General features: G+C 61.3%; 13 protein-coding genes. 9 read left to right on the top strand and 4 right to left on the bottom strand.

Annotation, left to right across the window (positions count from 1 at the left end):
* The first annotated feature begins 269 nt into the window (after positions 1–269).
* The 5 genes from AC1DUP_RS20905 to cueR all read left to right on the top strand — a co-directional run bounded on the left by AC1DUP_RS20905 (position 270) and on the right by cueR (position 13568).
* On the top strand, positions 270–5753 hold the full coding sequence (locus AC1DUP_RS20905; protein ID WP_477834116.1) for an alpha-2-macroglobulin family protein: 5484 nt from the start codon (positions 270–272) through the stop codon (positions 5751–5753).
* Positions 5750–7831: a penicillin-binding protein 1C gene (gene pbpC, locus AC1DUP_RS20900; RefSeq protein WP_477834114.1), complete on the top strand. Its 2082-nt coding sequence runs from the start codon at positions 5750–5752 to the stop codon at positions 7829–7831. The genes AC1DUP_RS20905 and pbpC overlap by 4 nt, the downstream gene beginning before the upstream one ends.
* A gap of 59 nt (positions 7832–7890) precedes the next feature.
* The gene (treY, locus tag AC1DUP_RS20895; RefSeq protein ID WP_477834108.1) at positions 7891–10503 is read left to right on the top strand and encodes a malto-oligosyltrehalose synthase; all 2613 of its coding nucleotides are present in this window, start codon (positions 7891–7893) and stop codon (positions 10501–10503) included.
* 108 nt (positions 10504–10611) lie between these two features.
* Positions 10612–13179 (top strand): heavy metal translocating P-type ATPase, encoded by a 2568-nt coding sequence (locus tag AC1DUP_RS20890; RefSeq protein WP_477834106.1) that lies wholly within the window; start codon positions 10612–10614, stop codon positions 13177–13179.
* Complete coding sequence (gene cueR / locus AC1DUP_RS20885) at positions 13176–13568, top strand: Cu(I)-responsive transcriptional regulator (protein WP_113307426.1); 393 nt, start codon at positions 13176–13178, stop codon at positions 13566–13568. The genes AC1DUP_RS20890 and cueR overlap by 4 nt, the downstream gene beginning before the upstream one ends.
* A gap of 43 nt (positions 13569–13611) precedes the next feature.
* Here cueR and AC1DUP_RS20880 read toward each other — a convergent pair whose 3' ends face one another.
* Together AC1DUP_RS20880 and AC1DUP_RS20875 are read right to left on the bottom strand one after the other, a co-directional pair.
* A complete protein-coding gene (locus AC1DUP_RS20880) occupies positions 13612–13920 on the bottom strand; it encodes a hypothetical protein (RefSeq protein ID WP_113301037.1) in 309 nt (102 codons plus the stop codon).
* A gap of 1054 nt (positions 13921–14974) precedes the next feature.
* Positions 14975–15445: a DUF992 domain-containing protein gene (locus AC1DUP_RS20875; RefSeq protein ID WP_113301040.1), complete on the bottom strand. Its 471-nt coding sequence runs from the start codon at positions 15443–15445 to the stop codon at positions 14975–14977.
* A gap of 522 nt (positions 15446–15967) precedes the next feature.
* Here AC1DUP_RS20875 and AC1DUP_RS20870 point away from each other — a divergent pair.
* The 4 genes from AC1DUP_RS20870 to AC1DUP_RS20855 all read left to right on the top strand — a co-directional run bounded on the left by AC1DUP_RS20870 (position 15968) and on the right by AC1DUP_RS20855 (position 20851).
* On the top strand, positions 15968–16801 hold the full coding sequence (locus AC1DUP_RS20870) for a formate/nitrite transporter family protein (RefSeq protein ID WP_477834103.1): 834 nt from the start codon (positions 15968–15970) through the stop codon (positions 16799–16801).
* Between the two features lie 8 nt (positions 16802–16809).
* Positions 16810–17961 (top strand): HlyD family secretion protein, encoded by a 1152-nt coding sequence (locus tag AC1DUP_RS20865; protein ID WP_477834101.1) that lies wholly within the window; start codon positions 16810–16812, stop codon positions 17959–17961.
* Positions 17958–19571, top strand: coding sequence for an MFS transporter (locus AC1DUP_RS20860; RefSeq protein WP_115038708.1), 1614 nt, complete (start codon positions 17958–17960; stop codon positions 19569–19571). Before AC1DUP_RS20865 ends, AC1DUP_RS20860 begins: the two co-directional genes overlap by 4 nt.
* Positions 19572–20200: 629 nt before the next feature.
* Positions 20201–20851 carry a hypothetical protein gene (locus tag AC1DUP_RS20855; protein WP_113307420.1) on the top strand — a complete coding sequence of 217 codons (651 nt, stop codon included), beginning with the start codon at positions 20201–20203 and terminating at the stop codon, positions 20849–20851.
* On the opposite strand, the gene AC1DUP_RS20850 is transcribed toward AC1DUP_RS20855, so the two are convergent.
* Both AC1DUP_RS20850 and AC1DUP_RS20845 read right to left on the bottom strand, forming a co-directional pair.
* A complete protein-coding gene (locus AC1DUP_RS20850; RefSeq protein ID WP_113307419.1) occupies positions 20838–21764 on the bottom strand; it encodes a nucleotidyl transferase AbiEii/AbiGii toxin family protein in 927 nt (308 codons plus the stop codon). The genes AC1DUP_RS20855 and AC1DUP_RS20850 overlap by 14 nt on opposite strands.
* On the bottom strand, positions 21751–22602 hold the full coding sequence (locus AC1DUP_RS20845; protein ID WP_113301045.1) for a type IV toxin-antitoxin system AbiEi family antitoxin: 852 nt from the start codon (positions 22600–22602) through the stop codon (positions 21751–21753). Before AC1DUP_RS20845 ends, AC1DUP_RS20850 begins: the two co-directional genes overlap by 14 nt.
* Between the last annotated feature and the right edge of the window lie 100 nt (positions 22603–22702).

Genomic DNA, 22702 nt, shown 5'->3' with positions numbered 1-22702 from the left:
CGCAAAAATAGCCAAACGACCGAAGCGCCGATGAAGCGCAGCCGTTTTGCGCGCTCGGCGGGATCTGTGTTGCCCTTCAGAAGAAGGCCGCGCGGTCGATCCATCGCCGCCGGTGCGTTCGCATATATCCTCCCTGCCAGTGAGTTCGCGACGCCCTATTAACGTTCAAACGCTGGAGTACGTTGGGACAGGCTGGAAGGTGTGTTGACAATTTCCCGAGGAGTGGGGACATTGCCGGCCGGTCAGAGCCAGCACCCTGGGGGGATCCAATGTCCGTGCGGTCGTTCTTCGCCTTTTCCGTCATTGCCGCATTTGCGATTCTAGCGAGCCCGCCAGTCTTTGCCGCCGACGTCAAGCGCGATATTGTCACCGTCAAGGACGCGGATTATTTCGGCTTCGACCTGCGCACCGAGCAGAATCTCTCGCTCGATCAGTGTAAGGTCGCCTGCATCGGCGACAAGAGCTGCAAGGCCTTCACCTACAATCCGAAGGTGAAGTGGTGTTTCCTCAAAACCGATTTCAAGACGATGAACGCCGCCCCGGGCGCCATCGCCGGCAGGATCGTCGAAACAACGGCCGCCGCTGCCGCGCCGAAAGAGCCGGATATTGGCGCTGCCCCTCGCCTGCCCTTTCTCTCCGACGACCTCGTCCAGCAGGCCCGCAATTTCCGCAACGATCTGGCGCTCGCCGACGACCAGCAGGGCCAGGGCGTCGAGAGCCTGACGGCAAGTGCACGTCTCGATCTGACTGGCGGCAATCTTACCGATGCGCTGAAGGCTTTTCATGGCGCGCTGTCGATCACGCCCGATGACGGCGATCTCTGGATCGAAACGGCGCGCGCCGCCACCTCGCTTGGCGCCCCTGACAGCGGCATCTTCGGTCAGGCGGTGATCGACGCGCTGAACGGCTACCAGCTGACGCGCACCACCAATAAGCGCGCCGATGCGCTGGCGGTGCTCGCCAAGGCCCTGGAAAAGAATGCCAATTATCGCGATGCGCTGAATAGCTACAAGGCAAGCCTTGCGCTCGTCAGCGCCAAGGATGTGCAGGCGGATTACCTGAAGCTCAAGCAGACCCAGGGCTTCCGCGTTACCGAACATACTGTCGATGCCGACAGCGCCACACCGCGCGCCTGCGTCACCTTCTCCGAGGCGCTGGTCAAGACGGTCGACTATACCCCCTTCGTGACGTTGAACGGCGCTGCGCCGAAGGCGCTGGAAGCTAAGGACAAGCAGATCTGCGTCGAGGGTCTGACCCACGGCGAGACCTACAAGATCGGTTTGCGCACTGGCCTGCCCTCCTCCGTCGACGAGGTTCTGGAAGCCCCTGTTACAATCGACGTCTATATCAAGGACCGCAGCCAGATGGTGCGTTTTACCGGCGACAGCTTCGTGCTGCCGTCGACGGCGCGCCGTGGCGTGCCGATCGTCTCCGTCAATATGGCCACCGCCAATCTTAAGCTCTACCGCATCGGCGATCGCGGCATCGCGCCGCTTCTGACGAGCTCGCAGTTTTTAACGCAGCTCGACGGCTACAGCGCCCAGAACATCCAGGACCAGAGTGGCGAACTCGTGTGGCAGGGCTCGATCGAGATCGCCAACGAGCTCAACAAGGATGTGGTGACCAGCTTCCCGGTCGACGAGGCTCTGCCTGAGCGCAAGCCCGGCATCTATGTGCTGGTCGCCACCGCGCCGACCGGACCGGTGCAGGACTGGGATTCGCAGGCCACCCAATGGTTCCTCGTCTCCGATATCGGCGTCACTACCTATGCCGGCACCGACGGGCTCAACGTCTTTGCCCGCTCGCTTGCCTCCGCCAAGCCGATGGCCGGCGTCGAATTGCAGCTGCTTGCCAAGAACAATGAAGTGCTCGGCACGGCCACGACCGATCAGAACGGGCGCGCCACCTTCACGGCCGGTCTGATGCGCGGCACCGCCGCACTCACACCTGCCGTCATTACCGCCAAGAACGGCACGTCCGACTATGTCTTCCTCGACATGACGCGTGCCGGCTTCGATCTTTCCGATCGCGGTGTCACTGGCCGCGCCGCGCCGGGAGCGATCGACGTGCTGCCCTGGACCGAACGCGGCATCTACCGCGCCGGCGAAACTGTGCATGCCGCAGTCCTTGCCCGCGACACGGACGGCAAGGCGATCGAGAACCTGCCGCTGACCTTCATCTTCTCACGGCCCGACGGCGTGGAAGACCGGCGCATCGTCCGCCAGACGAGCGATCTCGGCGGCTATCAGGTGGACCTGCAGACGCAGGAAAACGCCATGCGCGGCACCTGGACGATGAACGTCTATACCGATCCGAAGGGCTCGGCGATTGCCACGAAGACCTTCCTCGTCGACGATTTCGTGCCTGACCGCACCGACATGGAGATCAAGACCGACTCCAAGGAGATCGGCACGGATACGGCCGCGACGATCACTATCTCCGGCAAATATCTCTACGGCGCTCCGGCCGCCGGCCTCACCGTCGAAGGCGATGTCGTCGTCAAGCCGACGCGCGAAAATGCGGCCTATCCCGGCTACCAGTTCGGGCTTGCAGACGAAGAGGCGAGCGAGGAGTCGCGCCAGCCGATCGACGGGCTACCGGAACTCGACGAGAACGGTCAAGCCTCGACCGACCTGACGATCGGCGAACTGCCGGCCACGACCCAGCTGTTGAGGGCGACCGTCTATCTGCGTATGCAGGAGCCGGGTGGCCGCGCCATCGAGCGCTCGCTGGAGATTCCGGTCAAGACCGACGCGACCGCGATCGGCATCAAGCCGGAATTCGATGGCGACCTGCCCGAAAATGCGCTGGCGAACTTCACGGTGATCGGCCTAGATACGCAGGGCCAGAAGCAGGAGATGAAGGGCCTGCGCTGGAAATTCTACAAGCTGCGCCGCGACTATCAGTGGTATCGCGAAGGCACTGCCTGGAAATATGAGCCCACCTACACGCCCGAAGAAGTTGGCTCCGGCTCGGTGGATGCGACGGCCGAAAATGGCGGCAAGATACAGACGCCGGTCAACTGGGGCCGCTATCGGCTCGAGGTAGAAAGTGCTGATGCCGACGGCCCGACCTCCAGCGTCGAGTTCGATGCCGGCTGGTTCGTGGCCTCGACCTCGACGGAAACGCCCGACGGCCTCGAAATCGCGCTCGACAAGGATAGCTATCATGTCGGCGAGACGGCGAAACTGAAGGTCACGTCGCGCTATGGCGGCGAGTTGATGATCACGGCCGGCACGGAAAACCTGGTTGCCGTGCAGAACGCAACGATGGGTCAAACCGGCGGCGAGGTCGACATTCCCGTCACGGCAGACTGGGGTGCGGGCGCCTATGTGACCGCGACGCTCTTCCGGCCGGGCGATTCGCTCGACACCCATATGCCGGCGCGCTCGATCGGCATCAAATGGCTGAAGGTCGATCCGGCTGAGCGCGCGCTGCAGGTCAAGATCGATACTCCGGAGAAGATGCTGCCGCGCGGGCCGCTGGATATCGGCCTGCAGGTTTCAGGCGCCGGTGCGAATGAGGAGGCCTATATCACCGTTGCCGCCGTCGATGTCGGCATTCTGAACCTCACCCGCTACGAGCCGCCGAACCCGGAGGATTGGTATTTTGGCCAGCGCCAGCTCGGCCTTGAAATCCGGGATCTCTATGGAAGGCTGATCGACGGTTCGCTCGGTGCAACCGGCAAGCTGCGCACCGGCGGCGATGGCGGCGCGGTTGCGCTGCAGGCAAGCCCGCCGACGCAGAAGCTCGTCGCCTTTTTCTCCGGCCCGGTAAAGCTCGATGCCGAAGGCAAGGCAAAAGTCAGCTTCGACATTCCGCAATTCAACGGTACGGCCCGCGTGATGGCGCTCGCCTGGACGAAAACCGGCGTTGGCCACGGCGCCAAGGACGTCATCATCCGCGATCCGGTCGTCGTCACCGCAAGCCTGCCGAAATTCCTCGCTCCGGGGGACAAGGCCAATCTGCGTCTCGACATCGCCAATACCGATGCGCCGGCCGGCGACTACAAGCTGACGCTGACCGGCAACAGCGCCCTCAGCATCGACGGGCCTGCCGAACAGGCTCTCAGGCTCGAAGCCGGCGCCAAGTCCGACCTGACGCTGACGCTCGTCGGCGGCGAACCGGGCCATGGCAGTGTGGCAATCAACCTGTCTAATGCCTCCGGCCTGTCGCTCGACCAGGTAGTCGACGTGCCGGTGCGGCCGTCCTCCTTGCCGGTCACCGAACGGCGCGTCATTGCGCTCGCGCCCGGCAAGAGCCTGACGATCGATAAGAACCTGCTTGCCGACAGCGTGCTTCCGGGCGCTTCGATCGCCGTCAACGTCACGCGCTCGGCCGCCTTCGACATTCCGGCCCTCCTGATGACGCTCGACCGCTACCCCTTCGGTTGCGCCGAACAGACGACGAGCCGGGCCATGCCGCTGCTCTATCTGGCCGAGGTCGCCAAGCAGGCCGGCATGGATGAGACGGATGACGACATCCACAAGCGCGTGCAGGATGCGATCTACCGGGTGCTCTCCTACCAGGCCTATGCCGGAAGCTTCGGTCTGTGGGGTCCGGATTCCGGCGATCTCTGGCTCGATTCCTACGTCACGGACTTCCTGACGCGGGCGCGCGAGCAGAAATACGACGTGCCGGACCGCGCCCTGGTGCAGGCGTTGGAGAACCTGCAGAACTCGCTCTCCTACACGACGGATGTGAAGGGCAAGGGCGATGAGATCGCCTACGCCCTCTACGTGCTGGCGCGCAATAAGAAGGCCGCCGTCAGCGACCTGCGCTACTATGCAGACACAATGATCAACGACTTCCCGACGCCGCTAGCCAAGGCCCATATCGCCGCAGCACTTGCGCTCTATGGGGATGCCACCCGCTCGAAGAACATTTTCGTCGATGCGCTGCAGATGTCGAAACAGTCGATGGTGACCCGCGTGAATTTCTCGCGCACCGATTATGGCTCGGTGCTGCGCGATGGTGCGGCAATCCTGGCGCTTGCCGCCGAAAGCCGGCCGGTTCCCCCCGTCATTCCAGACCTCGCCAAAGCGGTCGCGCGGGAATGGGATCGCAGCAAATATACAAGCACCCAGGAACAGGCCTGGATGCTTCTGGCGGCGCGTGCCCTGCAGAACGGCGACGACGATCTGAAGGTCAACGTCAACGGGGCTGAACGGACTGGCGCGTATATGGCGAAGATGACCGGTGACGCGCTGATCGACCATCCGCTCACACTGACGAGCGCGACGAGCGACACGGTCTCGGCCGTCGTCACCACGGTCGCCGCCCCTGTCAAGCCGCTGCCGGCCGGCGGCAACGGCTTCACCATCGAGCGTACCTATTACACGCTCGATGGCGAGGAGGCGAATGTCAGCGATGCGCAGCAGAACGAGCGTTATGTCGTCGTCCTCCATGTGACTGAGCAGAATGACTGGGCTTCGCGCATCGTCATCACCGATCTTCTGCCGGCCGGCTTCGAGATCGACAATCCAAGCCTTGTGGACAGCGCCCAGATGACGAATTTCGATTGGGTCGGCGAGATGTCGCCTGCCCATACGGAATTCCGCTACGACCGCTTCGTCGCCGCCTTCAACCGCGACGAAAATTCGGCGCGTGACTTTAACGTCGCCTATGTGGTGCGCGCCGTCACCCCCGGTGCCTATGATCACCCGGCGGCTACCGTCGAGGACATGTATCGCCCCGACCTGTCCGCCCGCACGGCGACCGGCAAGATGGAGGTCGTTGCGGCTCAACAATGAGGCGGTGGCAGAAGTTTGCGATCGGGACTGCGGCCGGCATTATCATTGCCGGCGCCGGCCTTTTTGCGCTCGATGTTGCAGACCGCGCCTTTCCGCCGCCGCTTGAACGGGCCGAAGCCGTCTCGCCCGAAGTGCTCGATGCGGACGGCCAATTGTTGCGTGCCTTTGCAACGCCAGAGGGGCGCTGGCGGCTGAAGACCGGCGTTGCCGACGTCGATCCGCAATTCATCCGCATGTTGGTCGCCTATGAGGATCAGCGTTTCTACGAGCATTCCGGAATCGATGTCTGGGCGCTCGGGCGCGCCGCCCTGCAATTCGTCAGCAACGGCCGCATCGTATCCGGCGCCTCGACGCTCTCCATGCAGGTGGCAAGGCTGGTCGAGCCGCGTGAAAGCCGGTCGTTTTCGGCAAAACTCCTGCAGATCATGCGCGCGGTGCAGATCGAGCGGAGGCTATCGAAGGGTGAGATCCTCGATCTCTATCTCACCCATGCGCCCTATGGCGGCAACCTGGAAGGCGTGCGCGCCGCAAGCCTTGCCTATTTCGACAAGGAGCCGAAAAGGCTGACGGTGGCTGAGGCCGCCCTTCTGGTCGCCCTGCCGCAACTGCCCGAAAAGCGCCGGCCGGACCGGAACCCGAAGGCGGCGGAAGCGGCGCGCAAACGTGTACTCGAGCGTATCGCCGTGACCGAGGTTGTCGGCGACGGCGAGGCCGAGCGCGCTGAGGGTGTCGCCATTCCCGCCCGCCGGCTGCAGCTTCCAGCCCTTGCCGCCCATGTCGCGGAAGCCGCATTGCGCAAGGATCCGAGGGCGATCCAGCACCAGACGACGCTGAACAAGCAGGTCCAGACGGGTCTCGAATCCGTCGCGCGTGCCGCGACGATGAAGCTCGGACCAAAGCTGTCGCTCGCCATGGTGATGGCGGACGCCGAGACCGGCGACATCGTCGGCGAGGTGGGATCAGCCGATTATTTCGATGCCAGCCGCTCCGGCTGGATCGACATGACGCGTATCAACCGATCGCCCGGCTCTACACTCAAACCCTTCATCTATGGCCTTGCCTTCGAGCAGGGACTGGTCAGCCAGGAGACCATCATCGAGGACCGGCCGGCCGATTTCTTCGGCTACCGGCCGCGCAATTTCGACATGAGCTACCAGGGCGACGTGACCGTGCGCGAGGCCCTGCAGCTCTCCCTCAACGTGCCGGCCGTCAAGCTGCTCGATGCGGTCGGCCCGTCTCGCCTTTTGGTGCGCTTTCGCCGCGCCGAAGTGCGCCCGACCTTGCCGGTGAACGAGACGCCGGGGCTGGCAATCGGCCTTGGTGGCGTCGGCATCACGCTGAAGGATCTCGTGCAGCTCTATACAGCGCTTGCCAATCGCGGCCAGCCGGTCAGGATCGGCGACGGTGTGACGGGCGCGCCCGGCAAGATCGACGGCGAGCCCTTGCTGGAGCCGGTCGCGGTCTGGAATGTCGCAGACATTCTCTCGGGCGTCGTTCCGCCGGCCGGTGCGCCGCAGCGCGGCATCGCCTACAAGACCGGTACGAGCTACGGCTATCGCGATGCCTGGTCGGTCGGTTATGACGGACGTTACGTGCTTGGTGTGTGGGTCGGACGGCCTGACAATAGCGCCGTACCCGGTTTGACGGGGTATGGCACGGCCGCACCCATTCTTTTCGAGGCCTTGGCAAAATCCGGCATCGCCACGACACCGCTGCCGCGTGCGCCTTCCGGGGCGGTGCGCATCGCCCAGACCGACCTGCCGATCAGCCAGCGGCGTTTTGCGGTTAATGCCAACGGGCTGCTCGCCACTTCCGGCCGCGAGGCAGCACCCCAGATCGTCTATCCGCCGGAGGGTGCCCATGTCGATCTCGGCGCCAGGCAGGGCGATCTCTCGCCGCTGATGCTCAAGCTGCAGGGTGGCAGGGCGCCCTTTCGCTGGCTTGCCAACGGTAAGCCACTGCCTGATCTTTCCCGCCGGCGCACGCAAAGCTGGATGCCTGACGGCGGCGGTTATTCCAAGCTGACGGTAATCGATTCCATGGGCCGGGCGGCCAGCGTCGGCGTCTTCGTCGACTGACGGGAACAAAAGCGTGTCGCAACCGTTTGAAGGTTTCCCTCCACACGGCAAAAGACCCGATGACATTACCCTCCGCGACCTACCGGGTCCAGTTCCGCAACGGCATGACGTTCGATCGCGCCCGCGGGCTTGTGCCCTATCTGCAATTGCTCGGCATCAGCCACCTCTATGCCTCACCGATCTTCACGGCCACCAAGGGATCGACGCATGGTTACGACGTGACCGACGCCAACGAGGTCGATCCGGAACTTGGCGGAAGGGCGGGCCTCGATCGTCTGACGGATGCACTGTCAGAAGCAGGCATGGGCCTGATCCTCGACATCGTCCCGAACCACATGGCCGCTTCACTGGAGAATGGCTGGTGGCGGAGCGTCCTGGAATTCGGCAAGCACAGCCCTTTTAAAGACTATTTCGATATCGACTGGAGCGAGCGGCTGACCTTGCCGCAGCTCGGCAAAAGCTTCGATGAGAGCCTTGCTGCCGGCGAATTGACGATTGCCATCGACGAGGCGCATGGCAATCTGGCGCTCAAATATTACGACACTCTCTTCCCGCTCAGCGCGGAAAGCTATCACCTGATCTCGGCAAAACTGGATGATCCACTTCTCGCCGGCATGGCCGAACTGGCAGGCTCCGTCGGTGGTGATGACCTGCATCGCAGCTTGCGCGACATGATCTTTGAGGCCGGTGATCTCAAAAGCCTGAGCGGAAAGCTTGCGGAGCTTTCAAAAGACCATGCCCTTATGAGGCGGCTGCATGCGGCGCAGCACTGGCAGCTTCACCGCTGGCAGGAGGCTTCAAAACATCTGAGCTATCGGCGTTTTTTCGAAGTGACCGGGCTGGTCGGCCTGCGGGTCGAGGATATCAGGGTCTTCGAGGAGAGCCACCGTCTGGTTCTCGATCTCGTGCGGCAAGGCCAGGTCCAGGGCCTGCGCATCGACCATATCGATGGGCTGGCAGAACCGGGGGCCTATCTCGATCGCCTGCGCTCAGCGGTCGGCGCAGACACCTATATCGTCATTGAGAAAATCCTTGGTCCCGGCGAAGACCTGCCGGCCGATTGGCCGGTGCAGGGAACGACCGGCTACGAGTTCATTGCCGCCTTAAGCGGGCTTTTCGTGGAGGGCAACGGTTTACAGACGCTCGATGAAGCCTATCGCCGACTGGCAGATGGCAATGGCGATTTCGAAGCCGGGCGGCGAACAGCCAAGCGGCTGATGGTCGAGCAGAATTTCGCCGGCGAGACGGCCCGTCTTGCACGCATTGCAGCCGGCCTCTTTCCCGAACTGTCGAAGGAGGAAATTGCCGATGCGATCCGTGAGCTTCTGATCGCCTTTTCCGTCTACCGCACGTATGGCGCCGATGGCCTGCTCGATGCACGGGATACGGGTCTGCTGAAAAAAGCCGAGATGGCGGCGGCCGGACATCTGGACTATGCGCAGGCGCTGCAAAGCATTGCAGCCATCCTTGAGGGTAGGAACGACAACGAGGCGGCCCGCGAATTCCGTATCCGTTTCCAGCAGCTCTCCGGCCCCGTCATGGCAAAAGCAATGGAAGATACGCTCTTCTACCGCTACAACCGGCTATTGGCGGTCAACGAGGTCGGCGGCGAGCCGGATCACATGCCCGGCGGCATCGAAGCGTTTCACCTGATGATGCAGGACCGTGCGCGATCCCAGCCTGCAGGTCTTTCGGCGACATCGACGCATGACACCAAACGCGGCGAGGATACACGCAGCCGGCTTTATGCTGTGAGTGAAGGCGCCGGCGTCTTTGTCAACGCCGTCGAACATTGGCGCAGAATGAACGAAAGCCACCGCATCGAGCTTCCGGATGGGATAGCACCCGAGCCCAATCTGGAATGGATGCTCTATCAGGCGCTTGCCGGCGCCTGGCCTGAAGATTTCGACCGCCGCCATGGGGATGCGCTACACCAGCGTTTCACCGCGTACGCGGAAAAGGCCATTCGGGAAGCGAAACTGCGAACCGACTGGACGGCGCAGAACACTGGTTATGAAGAGGCGGTGCGCACCTATGCGGCAGCGCTCCTCTCGCCCGACAACGACGCCTTCAGCGAGGATTTCGCTCGCGTCCTCCAGCCCTTCATTGAGGCCGGCTATGTCAATAGCCTGTCGCAGACGCTGATCAAGCTGACGGCGCCGGGCATTCCCGACATCTATCAGGGGTCGGAAGGCTTCGACTTCAGTTTCGTCGATCCCGATAACAGACGCCTGCCGGATTTCGAAATACTGAGCGGCTGGCTTGCCGAAGGCGGTGCGCTCGCACGGCTGCAGGCGGCGGCGTTAAAGCAGCGCATCATCCAGATCGGCCTCGGGCTCAGGCTGGAGCACCGCGGACTTTTCGCCAAGGGCGACTATCTGCCGCTTTCCGTCACCGGTAGCAGGCGTGACCATGTCGTTGCCTTCGCCCGTCTGCATGATGATGGTAATTTCGCCATTACCGTCGTCCCAAGGCTGATGTTCGGCTGGCTCGACCCCGGCGTGCTTTTTGCCGGACCGGAATTCTGGGAGGATACAGCAATATCAGCGCCATCGCCGCTGCACGGTCACAAGGCCGATCTCCTGACCGGCAAGGTGCTGGAGCCAGGAAGCAAGATCTCGCTAGCCGCCCTACTCGGCGACCAGCCGGTGGCTCTGATCGTGCCGGCGTGACGATAATCTCGAAAATATCTGCGCCAGTGAAAAACCTGTTGACCTTCCAGTTGCTGGAAGGTCCATAACGCTGTCTGGATGCCAGAAAGGCATGAAAGGCGCAGCTTTATGGATACCAAGCACGATCATCACCACGACCATGACCATCATGGGCATGATTGCGACGAAAACCATCATTCCGACGGCGCGCAATGCGGTTGCGGCCACGGCGAAAAGGTTGAAGACGTGGTGGTGCGCGATGCCGTCTGCGGCATGACGGTCGATCCGAACGCCGGAAAACCTTCCCTCGATTATGAAGGTCAAGTCTATCACTTTTGCAGCGATGGCTGCCGCAAGAAATTCGAGGCGGCACCGCACGATTATCTGACCGCCAAGGACCCGGTCTGCGGCATGACCGTAAACCGCTCGAACGCCAAACATTTCCTCAAGCACAAGGGCGAGAAATTCTATTTCTGCTCGGCGGGCTGCAAGGCGAAGTTCGAGGCCGATCCCGAAACCTATCGCCATGGCAAGAAGCCAGTGGCAGCTGTCATGCCGAAGGGCACGCTCTATACCTGCCCGATGCATCCCGAAATCGTCCGCGACCATCCCGGCGACTGCCCGAAATGCGGCATGGCGCTGGAGCCGGTGGGCATTCCCCCTGAAGACGAAGGCCCCAACCCGGAACTCTTGGATTTTATCCGGCGGCTGTGGGTCAGTGCTGTTCTTTCCATTCCGCTCCTGATCCTGACCATGGGCCCGATGCTTGGACTGTCGTGGCCGCGTGAGACGCTCGGCGAGCCCTTGGCGAGCTATGTCGAACTGTTGCTGGCAACACCCGTCGTGCTCTGGGCAGCCCTCCCCTTCTTCCGCAGGGCATGGGCATCGCTCGTCAACCGCAGCCCCAACATGTGGACGCTGATCGGCCTCGGCGTCGGCACGGCCTATGTCTACAGCGTCGTGGCGACTTTGGCGCCGGACCTCTTCCCGCACAGTTTCCGCGGCCACGGCGGCTCCGTCCCCGTTTATTTCGAGGCGGCTGCCGCCATCGTGACGCTCGTCTTCGTCGGGCAGGTGCTGGAATTGAAGGCCCGCGAACGCACCGGCTCGGCGATCCGCGCCCTGCTTGATCTTGCGCCGAAAACCGCGCGCCGCGTCAACGCCGACGGCAGCGAAAGCGATGTGCCCGTCGACGAGGTCCAGGCCGGCGACCGCTTGCGCGTGCGCCCCGGCGAACGCGTGCCGGTCGACGGTTCCGTGACCGAGGGCCAGTCGACCATCGACGAATCGATGATCACCGGCGAACCGCTACCGGTCGAAAAAGCCAAGGGCGACACGCTGACCGGCGGCACCATGAACAGGAATGGCGCGCTGATCATGACCGCCGAGAAAGTCGGCACTGAGACGACACTCTCGCGCATCGTCGAGATGGTGGCGAAGGCGCAGCGTTCGCGCGCGCCGATCCAGGGCGCCGTCGACCGTGTTTCGGCGATCTTCGTGCCGGCCGTCGTCGCCGCCGCCCTTGCCGCCTTCCTCGTCTGGTCCTTCGTCGGGCCGGAGCCGCGGCTGGCCAATGCGCTGCTGGCGGCCGTCGCCGTGCTGATCATCGCCTGCCCCTGTGCACTTGGCTTGGCAACGCCGATGTCGATCATGATCGCCACCGGGCGCGGCGCGCAGGAAGGTGTGCTGATCAAGGACGCGCAGGCGCTGGAGCGCTTTTCGAAGGTCGACACACTCATCGTCGACAAGACCGGTACACTGACCGAGGGCAAGCCAAAGCTGACAGACGTTGTGGCTTTAGGCCGCACCGATGAAGCCCGTCTTCTGGCACTTGCCGCAAGCCTGGAACGTGGATCCGAACATCCGCTCGCCGAAGCCATCGTCTCCGGTGCGCAAGAACGCGGTCTTGCCTTTAACGACGTCACCGGCTTTCAGGCAAGGACAGGCAAGGGTGTCGAAGGCACGGTCGGCGGGGTGTCCGTCACGCTCGGCAACGCCGCCATGCTCGCCGATCTCGGCATCGATCCATCAGCACTGTGGGGCAAAACCGAAGCGTTGCGCGATGAAGGTAAGACGGTGATGTTCGTGGTCCTTGACGGCGCACTCGCCGGCCTCGTCGCCGTCGCCGATCGGATCAAGCCGACGACGGCAGCCGCGATCAAGGCGCTGCATGACAGCGGCCTGAAGATCATCATGGCAACCGGCGACAATGAGCGCACGGCGCGCGCGGTGGCTAAAAGCCTTGGCATTGACGCGGTGCATGCGGATGTTCTGCCCGAGGACAAAAAGGTTCTGGTCGATGACCTCAGGGCCAAAGGCGCGGTCATCGCGATGGCGGGTGACGGCGTCAATGACGCCCCCGCCCTTGCGGCTGCCGATGTCGGCATCGCGATGGGCACGGGAGCAGACGTTGCGATGGAAAGTGCGGGCATTACATTGGTGAAGGGTGACCTCAACGGCATCGTGCGCGCCCGACGGCTGGCTGAGGCGACGATGCGCAACATCCGCCAGAACCTCGGTTTTGCCTTTGGCTACAACGCGCTCGGCATACCGCTGGCGGCCGGCGTTCTCTACCCGATCTTCGGCCTGTTGCTCTCGCCGATGATTGCAGCTGCCGCCATGAGCCTCTCGTCGGTCTCGGTCATCGCCAATGCACTGAGGCTGAGGGTCAAGACATTGTCAGGAGACAAGCGATGAATATCGGCGAAGCCTCGGAACGCTCCGGTCTACCCTCGAAGACCATCCGCTACTATGAGGATATCGGACTGATCCGCCCCGACCGGGGCGGAAACGGCTACCGGGATTATGCAGCCGCCGACGTGCACAAGCTTCGCTTCCTGCAACGCTCGCGCGGCCTCGGTTTCTCAGTTGAGGAATGCCGCCAGCTCTTGGCACTCTACGAAGACAAGAGCCGGGCAAGCGCCGACGTCAAAGGGATCGCCGAGACGAAGCTTTCGGAAATCGACCGCAAGATCCGCGAGCTCACGGAGTTGCGCCACACGCTGGAACATCTCGTCCATGCCTGCCACGGCAACGACCGGCCCGACTGTCCGATCCTCGAAGGACTTTCCGACAGCGCCGCCTGATGGTACCGGTACTCTTTCGATCCGGGGAATTTCTCGTCCGCAATCAGGAAAGCGGCCGCTGGTCCTTGATGGCTGTGCCGCAGGGGCCTTTCTGCTCATCGGCCTCCTCGTCATGCTCGTCCTCGACGGGGGTGTCATCCAGCCGGTGCTTGATCGCCAGCGCATAGATGACATCAAGGATATTGCGGTCCTTTAGATGAGGATCGCTCAGCGCCAGCAGCGAGGCCCGAACGATCTTCTTGCTGGAGGCTTTCGGACAGCGCTTGCGGACAAAGTCATACAGCGCATCGCCTACAAGTCCATCCATCGCGCCGTCCACGAGAGCCTCGTAGACCCGCTTCTTTTCTTTCATTTTCTATGTTCCCTGCCAATCAGCGGAGCCCATAGTCTGTCATGCAATTGTCATAAACAACCGCCGAATACGATGCTTCGCCAATTGGACAGCTGCGCGATCGTGCAAATGATACATCGTTCTGCGTTTTGATCCGGACCCGGGCTTTGACGAGCGCGAAAGCGGTCCCTTCATAATCGGCACGGGAATTGATCGGAACGCATTCAACCAAGACTGTTTTCGTTGAAGGCGGAAGCACAAGAATGTGCGAGCAAGGCGGTCTCTTGTATCACCTATAGGCTTCTTTCGCTTGGAACCGTCAGTTGATGTGCGAACGCAGTGGCTGTACCAAGGCGGCAGCTGCTTCCGCAAGGTCTCACCCGCCCGTAGCCCCTGCCTTGAGCTTACTCGTCACGAGATGTTGCGTCCGCCGAGGGGCATCACAACTGCGTTTGCATTCCCCGAGGATCGCCACCGCTGCTTCCACGCCGGGGGCCTCAATTTCGATAGTCTCAAGACGGATGCGGACACGCTGGGCCGCCAGCCATGACTTGTAGCAGGTTGCAAGGGTGATGGCCGTAGCAGCAATAGCGCCAGGAACACCTGCCATACGTATAATCTCTTCCAGAAGATCGCTCATAGGCCAACCATGACGCCAAATGGTTGATGCCAAAACTGCCTCCGGAGAAAGAGTGCGATCTGAAATCCGTGGCTCGTCTGCTCGACTTGGTTTATCGAGGATCTTTATGCGTTCACCGCGGGCTGCGTGGGCGGGCGGGCGCCCAGCCTGCCACTCCGCTCGCTCGTTTGCTTTGCTCTGTCAGTGAGGCTGACGATCGCCAGCCCACGCCGCGTGCGAAGCAAAAGGGTAACGACAAAGCAGGTGAGCCGGTCTTTTGCCCAAAAGGCTGGCGGTACGCTTGCGAGTCCTGGTGGAAACGGTGGTGGAGCGATCCTCGAACGGAGGCATCCGTGCTTCCAGCCATCGGCAACTGTGGCTCGTGATCTCGTTTTCCAGGCGCGGCCTCCCGGAGGCTACCCACAAAGCCGCGCCTGGCAAAGTCAATTCCGACCGTCAATCCGCAAGCTGCAGCTTCAGCGCGGCGACACCGACAGCCAGATTGACGCCGACCTCGCCATCCAGCGAAACCGGCTGCAGCGAGACGGTCTTGCTCGTTCCGCCGACCAGCACATTGGCGCCGCCGCCGACGCCGACACTCGCATCAGCCGTGACACCGGCATAATCGCCCCCGAGGCCGGCAACCGGTTCGCGCGTGGCGTTGAAGACCAGCCATACCATCCGGCCCTTTTCGACGGTGCCGACATCGAGGCCGAAATTGGTGATCGTGCCGACATAGCGCTGTCTGGCATCGCCTGGAGCGCTCGGGGTAAAGGTGCAGTCGACATCCTGCTTGGAACCGACGATGACACCGATGCCCTTGGAAACGTCGCAATCCAGCGTGCCGACATCGGCCTGGGCGGCGTTTGCAACGACAGGGGCGGCCAGCATGCCGGCTGCGAGGAGAGAAAGAAGAGTGGTTTTCATGATAAATCCTGTTCGGAATTGGAGATCGCGTCGTGGCGTCAGGAGGACGGGGGTGTCGTCCGATTTCATCGGCGGGGCTCGCCGATCGACGAAAAGAATAGGTGAGCAGTTCGACGCGATAAAATCACCTGCTGGTTTAGACGGGCCAATACGTAAGTTTAGTTCCGCCGCGCCAAGGATAGGCGTATCGTCTTCTCCATCGCCTGACGCCTCCTCCTGACAGGCGATAAAGATCTCGGTTAAGGCTTCCCGGTGTCCCTCCCCTCCGCCCGAAGTCACGGATTGCCCGAGGATCCGCAAATGGCCGCCTTCCGCATATCGGGGGCGGCCTCTTTTTTTGGCTGGGTGGCTATCGACCGCAAGCGAGGCCGCGGCCGCCTCGGATGCCGGCAATGCAAGGCGCCTGGACCTACCGGCAGGCGGCCTAGACGTAGGTATGATTCAGCAATGCAGCATGCGCGACTAACCTTAACGCCACCGGGAAGAAGCCCGGCTTGATCACCACAAAGACGAGGTGCCGTCATGTATCAGGATTCGATTGATCACTTCGCCCAGTCCGGCGAAGAGAAAGCAGCGGCAGTCCGGAGCCACTTTCCTGCCTTTCTGATCGGCGCGGCGATGGCCGGGGCCTATATCGGTTTCGGCGATATCATCATGTTCACCGTCGGCGCTCATGCCGATCCGGCCTGGGCGCATCTCGTCATGGGCATCGTCTTCTCGTCCGCCCTGACAATCGTCGTCTTTGCCGGCAGCGAACTCTTCACGGGAACGGCGATGTATATGCCGCTTGCGGTGCTGACCAGGCGCATCCGGATGTCCGATATGCTGCTTGTCTGGGTCACGGCCTGGATCGGCAACCTGATCGGCGCCATGGCGCTTGCCGGCCTCTTCCACCTGGCGGGCGGTGGCGTGCTTTTGGGCGATGGAAGTCAGGCGTTCTTTTCCATCGTTTCCGCCAAGATGTCGGCAGGATCGCTGGAACTTCTCGCGCGCGGCATTCTCTGCAACTGGCTCGTCTGCCTCGCCATCTGGATGGCGGGACGTACGGAAAACGCCGCTGCCAAGATTATGCTGATCTTCTGGCCGATCACCATTTTCGTGGCCGCCGGCTACGAACACAGCGTCGCCAACATGTTCACCTTCTCGATGGCGCTGATGGGCGAGCATCCCGCAAACATTACAGTTTCTGCCGCCGTACATAATCTCATCTGGGTCACACTCGGCAACCTTATCGGGGGCGCTGTCTTCATGGCCCTTGGTTACTGGCTGCAGGTCGACGGCAGCGGCCATGTCTCCTTCACGCCGGCACCGGTCCGCATCCGTGCAAAAGTTTCCACCGACCGCAGCAAGAAGTGAGGCGTGCCATGGCCGAGCCGACCACCATCACCAGCCTCAGTCCGTCCGAGCCTGCTCGCCCGTCGCAGCCGTCGGAGGCCCCTGGCGCGCCGGCTGCTGCCTCCCCGGCAGGCATGGCATCACTGAGACGCTTTGCCATTCCCCTCATCGCCATTGCCCTTGTCAGCGGCGGTGTGGCGATCGTAACCGTCGACTGGAACCGCTGGGTGGCTGGCGCGTCGCGCCAATCAACCGACGATGCGGTTGTCAGCGCCGATGTATCGACGCTCAGCGCCCAGATCAGCGGCATCGTCCAGACCACCCCGGTCACCGACTATCAGACCGTGGACAAGGGCCAGTTGCTCGCCGAAATCGACCCGCGTGAATATGATGCGGCAGTCGCCGTTTCGAAGGCCAATCTTGCAGCCGCAACCGCGTCGCTTGCCAATCTGGCAAACCAGATCGAATTGCAGAAGGCCGTCGTACAGGTAGCCGAAGCGCAGAACGCATCGGCCCAGGCACAGCAGACCCAGACCGAACAGGAGTTCCACCGCCAGACCAGCCTTGGCGGAGCGACCTCGCAACAACTTCTGCAGCAGGCGCAGGCCGCCTATCTGCAGGCGCAGGCCTCGGTCAAATCGACGGCAGCTTCGATCGAGCAGCAAAAGGCCCAGCTTAATGTTCTGAACGGACAATCCCCACTGCTGCAGGCTCAGGTGAATGCCGCTGAGGCCTCGCTGGATACGGCGTTGATCCGCCAGGGCTATGCCCGCATCTACGCCCCGTTCGACGGCGTCATCGGTCGCAGGCTCGTCCATGAAGGTGATTTCGTGACGGCAGGCACAAGCCTCGTGTCGGAGGTCCCACTTCCGAGCGTCTACATCACCGCCAATTTCAAGGAGACGCAGCTCTCCCGGATAACACCGGGACGGACTGCCGATATCACCGTCGACACCTTCCCCGGCCAAAGGATGCACGGCAAGGTCGTCGGCCTGTCTCCGGCAAGCGGTTCGATCTTCGCGCTGCTGCCGCCCGACAATGCGACCGGAAACTACACCAAGGTCGTCCAGCGCATTCCGGTCAAGATCGTCTTCGATCCCGGCCAGCCGCTGGTGGATCGGCTCAAGCCCGGCATGTCTGCCGTTGTGACGATCGATACGAAGCCGGACCTCAGCCAATGAGCTCGGCACCGCGCGCCTTTGGTCCGCTGACCAGCGGCACTACGACGAGCCACCCTATTCTAATCGTCACGGCGCTGCTGCTCGCCTCCTTCGTGGTCGGCTTCGACACGCGCGTTTTCGCCGTCGGCCTGCCGGATATCCGTGGCGCCTATTCGCTGGGCTTCGACGAGGCGTCCTGGCTCAGCACCGTCGCCAATGCGCCGCAGATCCTCATCTCATCGGCAGTGGCCTGGCTTGTGACGGTCTTCGGCGTACGCCGCGTGATGATCCCGACGACATTGGTCTATGCCGGTATTTCGCTCGCCATTCCCATGGTCCATGACGGCACCGCGCTCTTTGTGCTGCATGCAGCAAGAGCCCTTTTGCTCGGCGTCTTCATTCCGGCCACCATCATGGTGATCTTTCGGAATCTGGACATGAAATACTGGCTAGTCGGCCTCTCGATCTACGCACTTCGCGTGCCGCTGTCGCAAAATCTCGGCTTTGTGCTGGTCGGCATCTACGATGATTATCTCGGCTGGCAGTGGGTCTATTGGCAGGACGTGATCGTCACGCCGATCATAGCGCTGCTCCTCATCATTGGCGCCCCGAAGGAAGAGATCAATATCGGTCTGCTCGAAGGCGCCGACTGGGGCGGCATGATGCTGCTTGGATGTTCTATGACCATGGTTTATGTCGGTCTCGATCAGGGCAACCGGCTGGACTGGTTCAACTCCGGCATCGTTACCTCGCTGCTCGCGGGCGGTGCTCTCCTCTTCATCGGCTTCCTCATAAACGAGAGCGTCGTTGCCAATCCCTGGGCGCATGCGAGCGTGATCCTGTCGCGCAATATCGGCATCGGCTATGCGATCATCATCGCCTTCACCTTTGCAAGTTCAGGCGCCTCGCTTTCCATTCCAGGCTTCCTGCAGACGGTCGTCGGATTGCGGCCGATCGCCGTCTCCGAACTCTATATCTTCGGCGCCGTTATCCCGGTCTTCCTGTTCATTGTCCTTGCGATCTTCCTGCTGCGAAGGATCGATGCGCGGCTCTGCATCATGATGGGCCTAACTGCTATGGCGCTCGGCTCTCTCTGGGGATCAAACCTCACCATTACATGGGCGCCCCTTAACTTCCTGCCGGTCGTGCTGCTGCATACGGCCGGGCAATCCTTCGCCTTCTTTGCGACAGTCGTCTACCTGATTGCCAATTCCGATCCCAAACGCTCGACAGCGGTCTCGGCCTATATCCAGGTGATCCGGCTCGGTAGCGTCGAGCTGACGCTCAGCCTGTTAAACACCTGGCTTCGCCAACGCGAGCAATACCATTCCAACATATTGACCGGGCCGATTTCCTCATCCTCGGGCAGCCTTCACGACGCTTTGGCGAACCTGGAGACGCTGTTCGGCGGGCATCACGGGAGCCTCAAGGCCCTCACAACGGTCGCAACAGCAGTCCGCGCGCAGGCGAGCGTGCTTGCCTATGCCGACGTCTTCATCCTCTCCTTCGGTTTTGCGATTGCAGGCATTGCCCTTGTCGCCTGCATGGGCGCCATGCCCTTCGGGCCCCTGCATCCCGATTTCCGCAAGAACCCACCGGCCGCCGACGCGCATCCGGCCTCAGCCGGCTGACCGGGCGTCGCTCGATATTTTTTCAAATAAGGCTTGGTGCGCCGGACGAAATGAACTGGGCACCGCTATGTCATTGCTGCACCTATTGAATTCTGAGATCATCGCTTGGAGCGGAAGGCGACTTGCGCCATGAGTTGCCGTTCGGCATAAGCGTCCGAATGGCGGAGTTGGCGCGAGGCCGACATTGGTAGCCGGCCATCGTTGCTCCTCCTGTCGGTGCAACCTGTCCCGGAGTGCGGTTGCGCGGCGGTCAGGATGAGTGAAATGTCCATAATCGCGTCGCGAATACGCGGACAAAGCCCATTCTGTTCGCTCCGGACGATGCCAACGCGCACTATGTCCGCGCACGCATCGATACCCGCCAGGACAATTCGGGGTGCGGTTGAACAGTCAATTCCTATTTCGTCGCCCGCCTACACCGTCTGATTGAACAAGACCTGCGATGGCATGCTAGGTAGGTTAAAGGTATAGTGGATAGACTGGCGAAAGGCGTGTCGAAATTTTGATATGTACCTTGAGAAAGAGCTCAAGTTTGTCCTCGTTTTCTCGCGCTTCGAAAGCAGCTTTTGAGAGATTCGGATTCACACGGGTGATGATCGACGCACGCGATCGACAACCAGGAGCGGGCGATGACCGAGCAAAGAGACTTCTGGACGAAAGTCGGGATTGTGACCGCGTTGATAGCCGCTCTTACCATCCCCCCTCATCAGCCGACACTTGCTGTCGCTGGCCTGGACTACCGCAATATTCTTGGTCCCACCATTTTCTTGAATGAACATGCGGCCTACAGAGAAGCGCTGCTCAAGCAATGCAATGCTACCCCCGATCTTGCGCGTATTGCTTCGACACAGGCACTTTTCGAAAAGAACCTGGACAGAGCCGCATTCGGCCACTGCCGTGCGAATGCCGCACGGGGTCCCAATAGCGGGAACAATCCCACGTTGCCCTCATTTTCGAGCGCTGAAGCGCAATGCCACATCGCTGCGATAGACCATCTTAAGAGCCTTACAGTTGACGATTGTACCCATAATCCACGCGCTGCCGGGAAAAAAGAGAAATCCGACGCCAAGATTAAAAGAGACGACGACGCCATCAAGAAGGCTGATAGCAGGGACAAAATACCAACGTCGTGGTACAATGACCCTGCGAACAAGAAACCCGACAAGACGACCATTCAATTTTTAAAAACACTTCGCCCCCCAGCTTATTCTTTTCGTATTGCGGCTTCTCCGCGTGTTCTTCATCACGCGTGGCTTACCTGCCCGATTAGTACTCGCTGATTCCCAATACTGTTGCCAGCCGTTCGGTCAGGCTCGCTCTTGTATTACCATTCAGCTTATCAAGATTTTGTTGCTTGAATCTCACCGCCGGCAGGTCTGCCGCCCCGGCCAGTCCGAGTTTGTCCCAGTCTGGCGCGCCCTTTTTGAAGCCGACCAGAAACTCGCGATGCGGCATCGGCATTGCGCCGATTAGGGTTTCAACGAGCTGCGCGCGCGCAGCGAGAAGGTCGGCGAGCGGAACATCATTCACCGCCATGCCTTCAAAATTCTTCTCGTATTCAGCCGTGATGTCCTTCTGGCCAGACGTCATCACTTCGGCGATGGGCCTCCCATGGCTGATGAGATAGACGATAAAGCCTTGGCGCAACTCGTCGCTGATCCCCTCGTTGGCCAGCAAATCCCTGATATCGAAAAGATCGCGCGGATGCTGCCGGTCGAGAGCCGCCATTATCTTGCCGGCGTATAAGTCAGCGAACGAAACGACCTGGATTTCCGCGAAGCCGAACTCGTCTTCGACTGCTGCTGACACAGTCCTCATCTCGGGCGCAAAGACGCAGCCGCGCAGAACGGGCGTAACTTCGATCTTGATCTGCGTGCGGTTCCTGTCCTGAACGACAAGCCGTGTCAGGCTGCTGTCGTTCTGGCGGCTTTCAAAGACGCGTGCACCCGCAACCGACTCTTCAATCCGTTTCTTGATCCGCAGGAGCGCGGATTCGATGGCAGCCAGCGATTCATCGCGCGGCATGACGGGCAGGAATGTAAGGTCGATATCGACCGACAGGCGCGGCATATCGCGGACGAATAGATTGATCGCTGTGCCACCTTTGAGAGCGAACTCTTTCTCTTCGGCGACGGCAGGCAGCGTCTGCATCAACAACGCGACCTGCTGGCGGTACCGTTCATTGACCGGCATACAATTCCTCCGGAACGGTGATTAGGTAGGTCGGATCCAGGCGTCCGCCCGGCACGAGCATCCGCTTGCCGGTTCCCAGATTGACGGCCTCCTTATTGAGGTGCTTGCGCCACGGATGGTTGTGACGGTCCGCGAAGAAGAAGAACAGGCGCTTGACCTTGATGCTCTTGCAGTCAAGCAGCAGCTTTTGCAGTCTCCGAGGGCTGAGGGTTGTGAGCCCTTCCATGATTTTGTCGGCCTGATCAAAACTCTCGTGGCTTGGCAATCCGTCCAGCATTTCAAGGACGGCGCGCTCGGGGGTTGATAGCGTCAGCGGCCAGTCCCACTGCCCCCACGGCATGACGCGGAATGACGCGCCCTGCGGGCTTTCGTCGCCGGCTTGGCTGCTGTCTTTCAGATTCCAGCCAAGACTTGTCAGTCCAAAATGGATCGGTTCATTGCGAAACAGCGCGCTGCTATTGTGAGAGACGAATGCGATCTGCAGCGGCAGCTTGTTGAGCCAGGTGGGCGCGTCTTCCGGGCCGTATAGATGGACCTCTTTCTCGTCCCGTCTGAGATAATGGGAAAAGCCGTGAAGCGTGAGTGCCGTCGCACCGCCGACCAGGAGGGGCTTCATGAGCAGGGTTTGCAGCGATATGACGACGTGCTCCCACAGGAGTTTGCCGCCGGGCTTGCGATAGACGCCGTGCGTCAATCGCTCCAGCCAGCCATTCGTGACGTACTTGCGGCACAACTGCGCGGAGTAGCCGCGTGCCTTCAGCCACGCCGAGTCCACGACAAGCCCCTCGGGTAGCTCGCGCTGCAGGTGGTTTAGCTTTCCTAAAAATTCTTCACTCATGGTTTATATTATAGGCAACTTCCAAACCATCAGTCAAGTTTATGTTTTCCCCGATTTATAAACCAAAAGGCGACATTTACAGCCTTCTCCAAACCTCCCA

It is taken from the genome of Rhizobium sp. 01L419 (assembly GCF_056400025.1).
The sequence above is the reverse complement of the archived record's forward strand: the minus strand, read 5'-3'. Positions and strand labels throughout refer to the sequence as shown.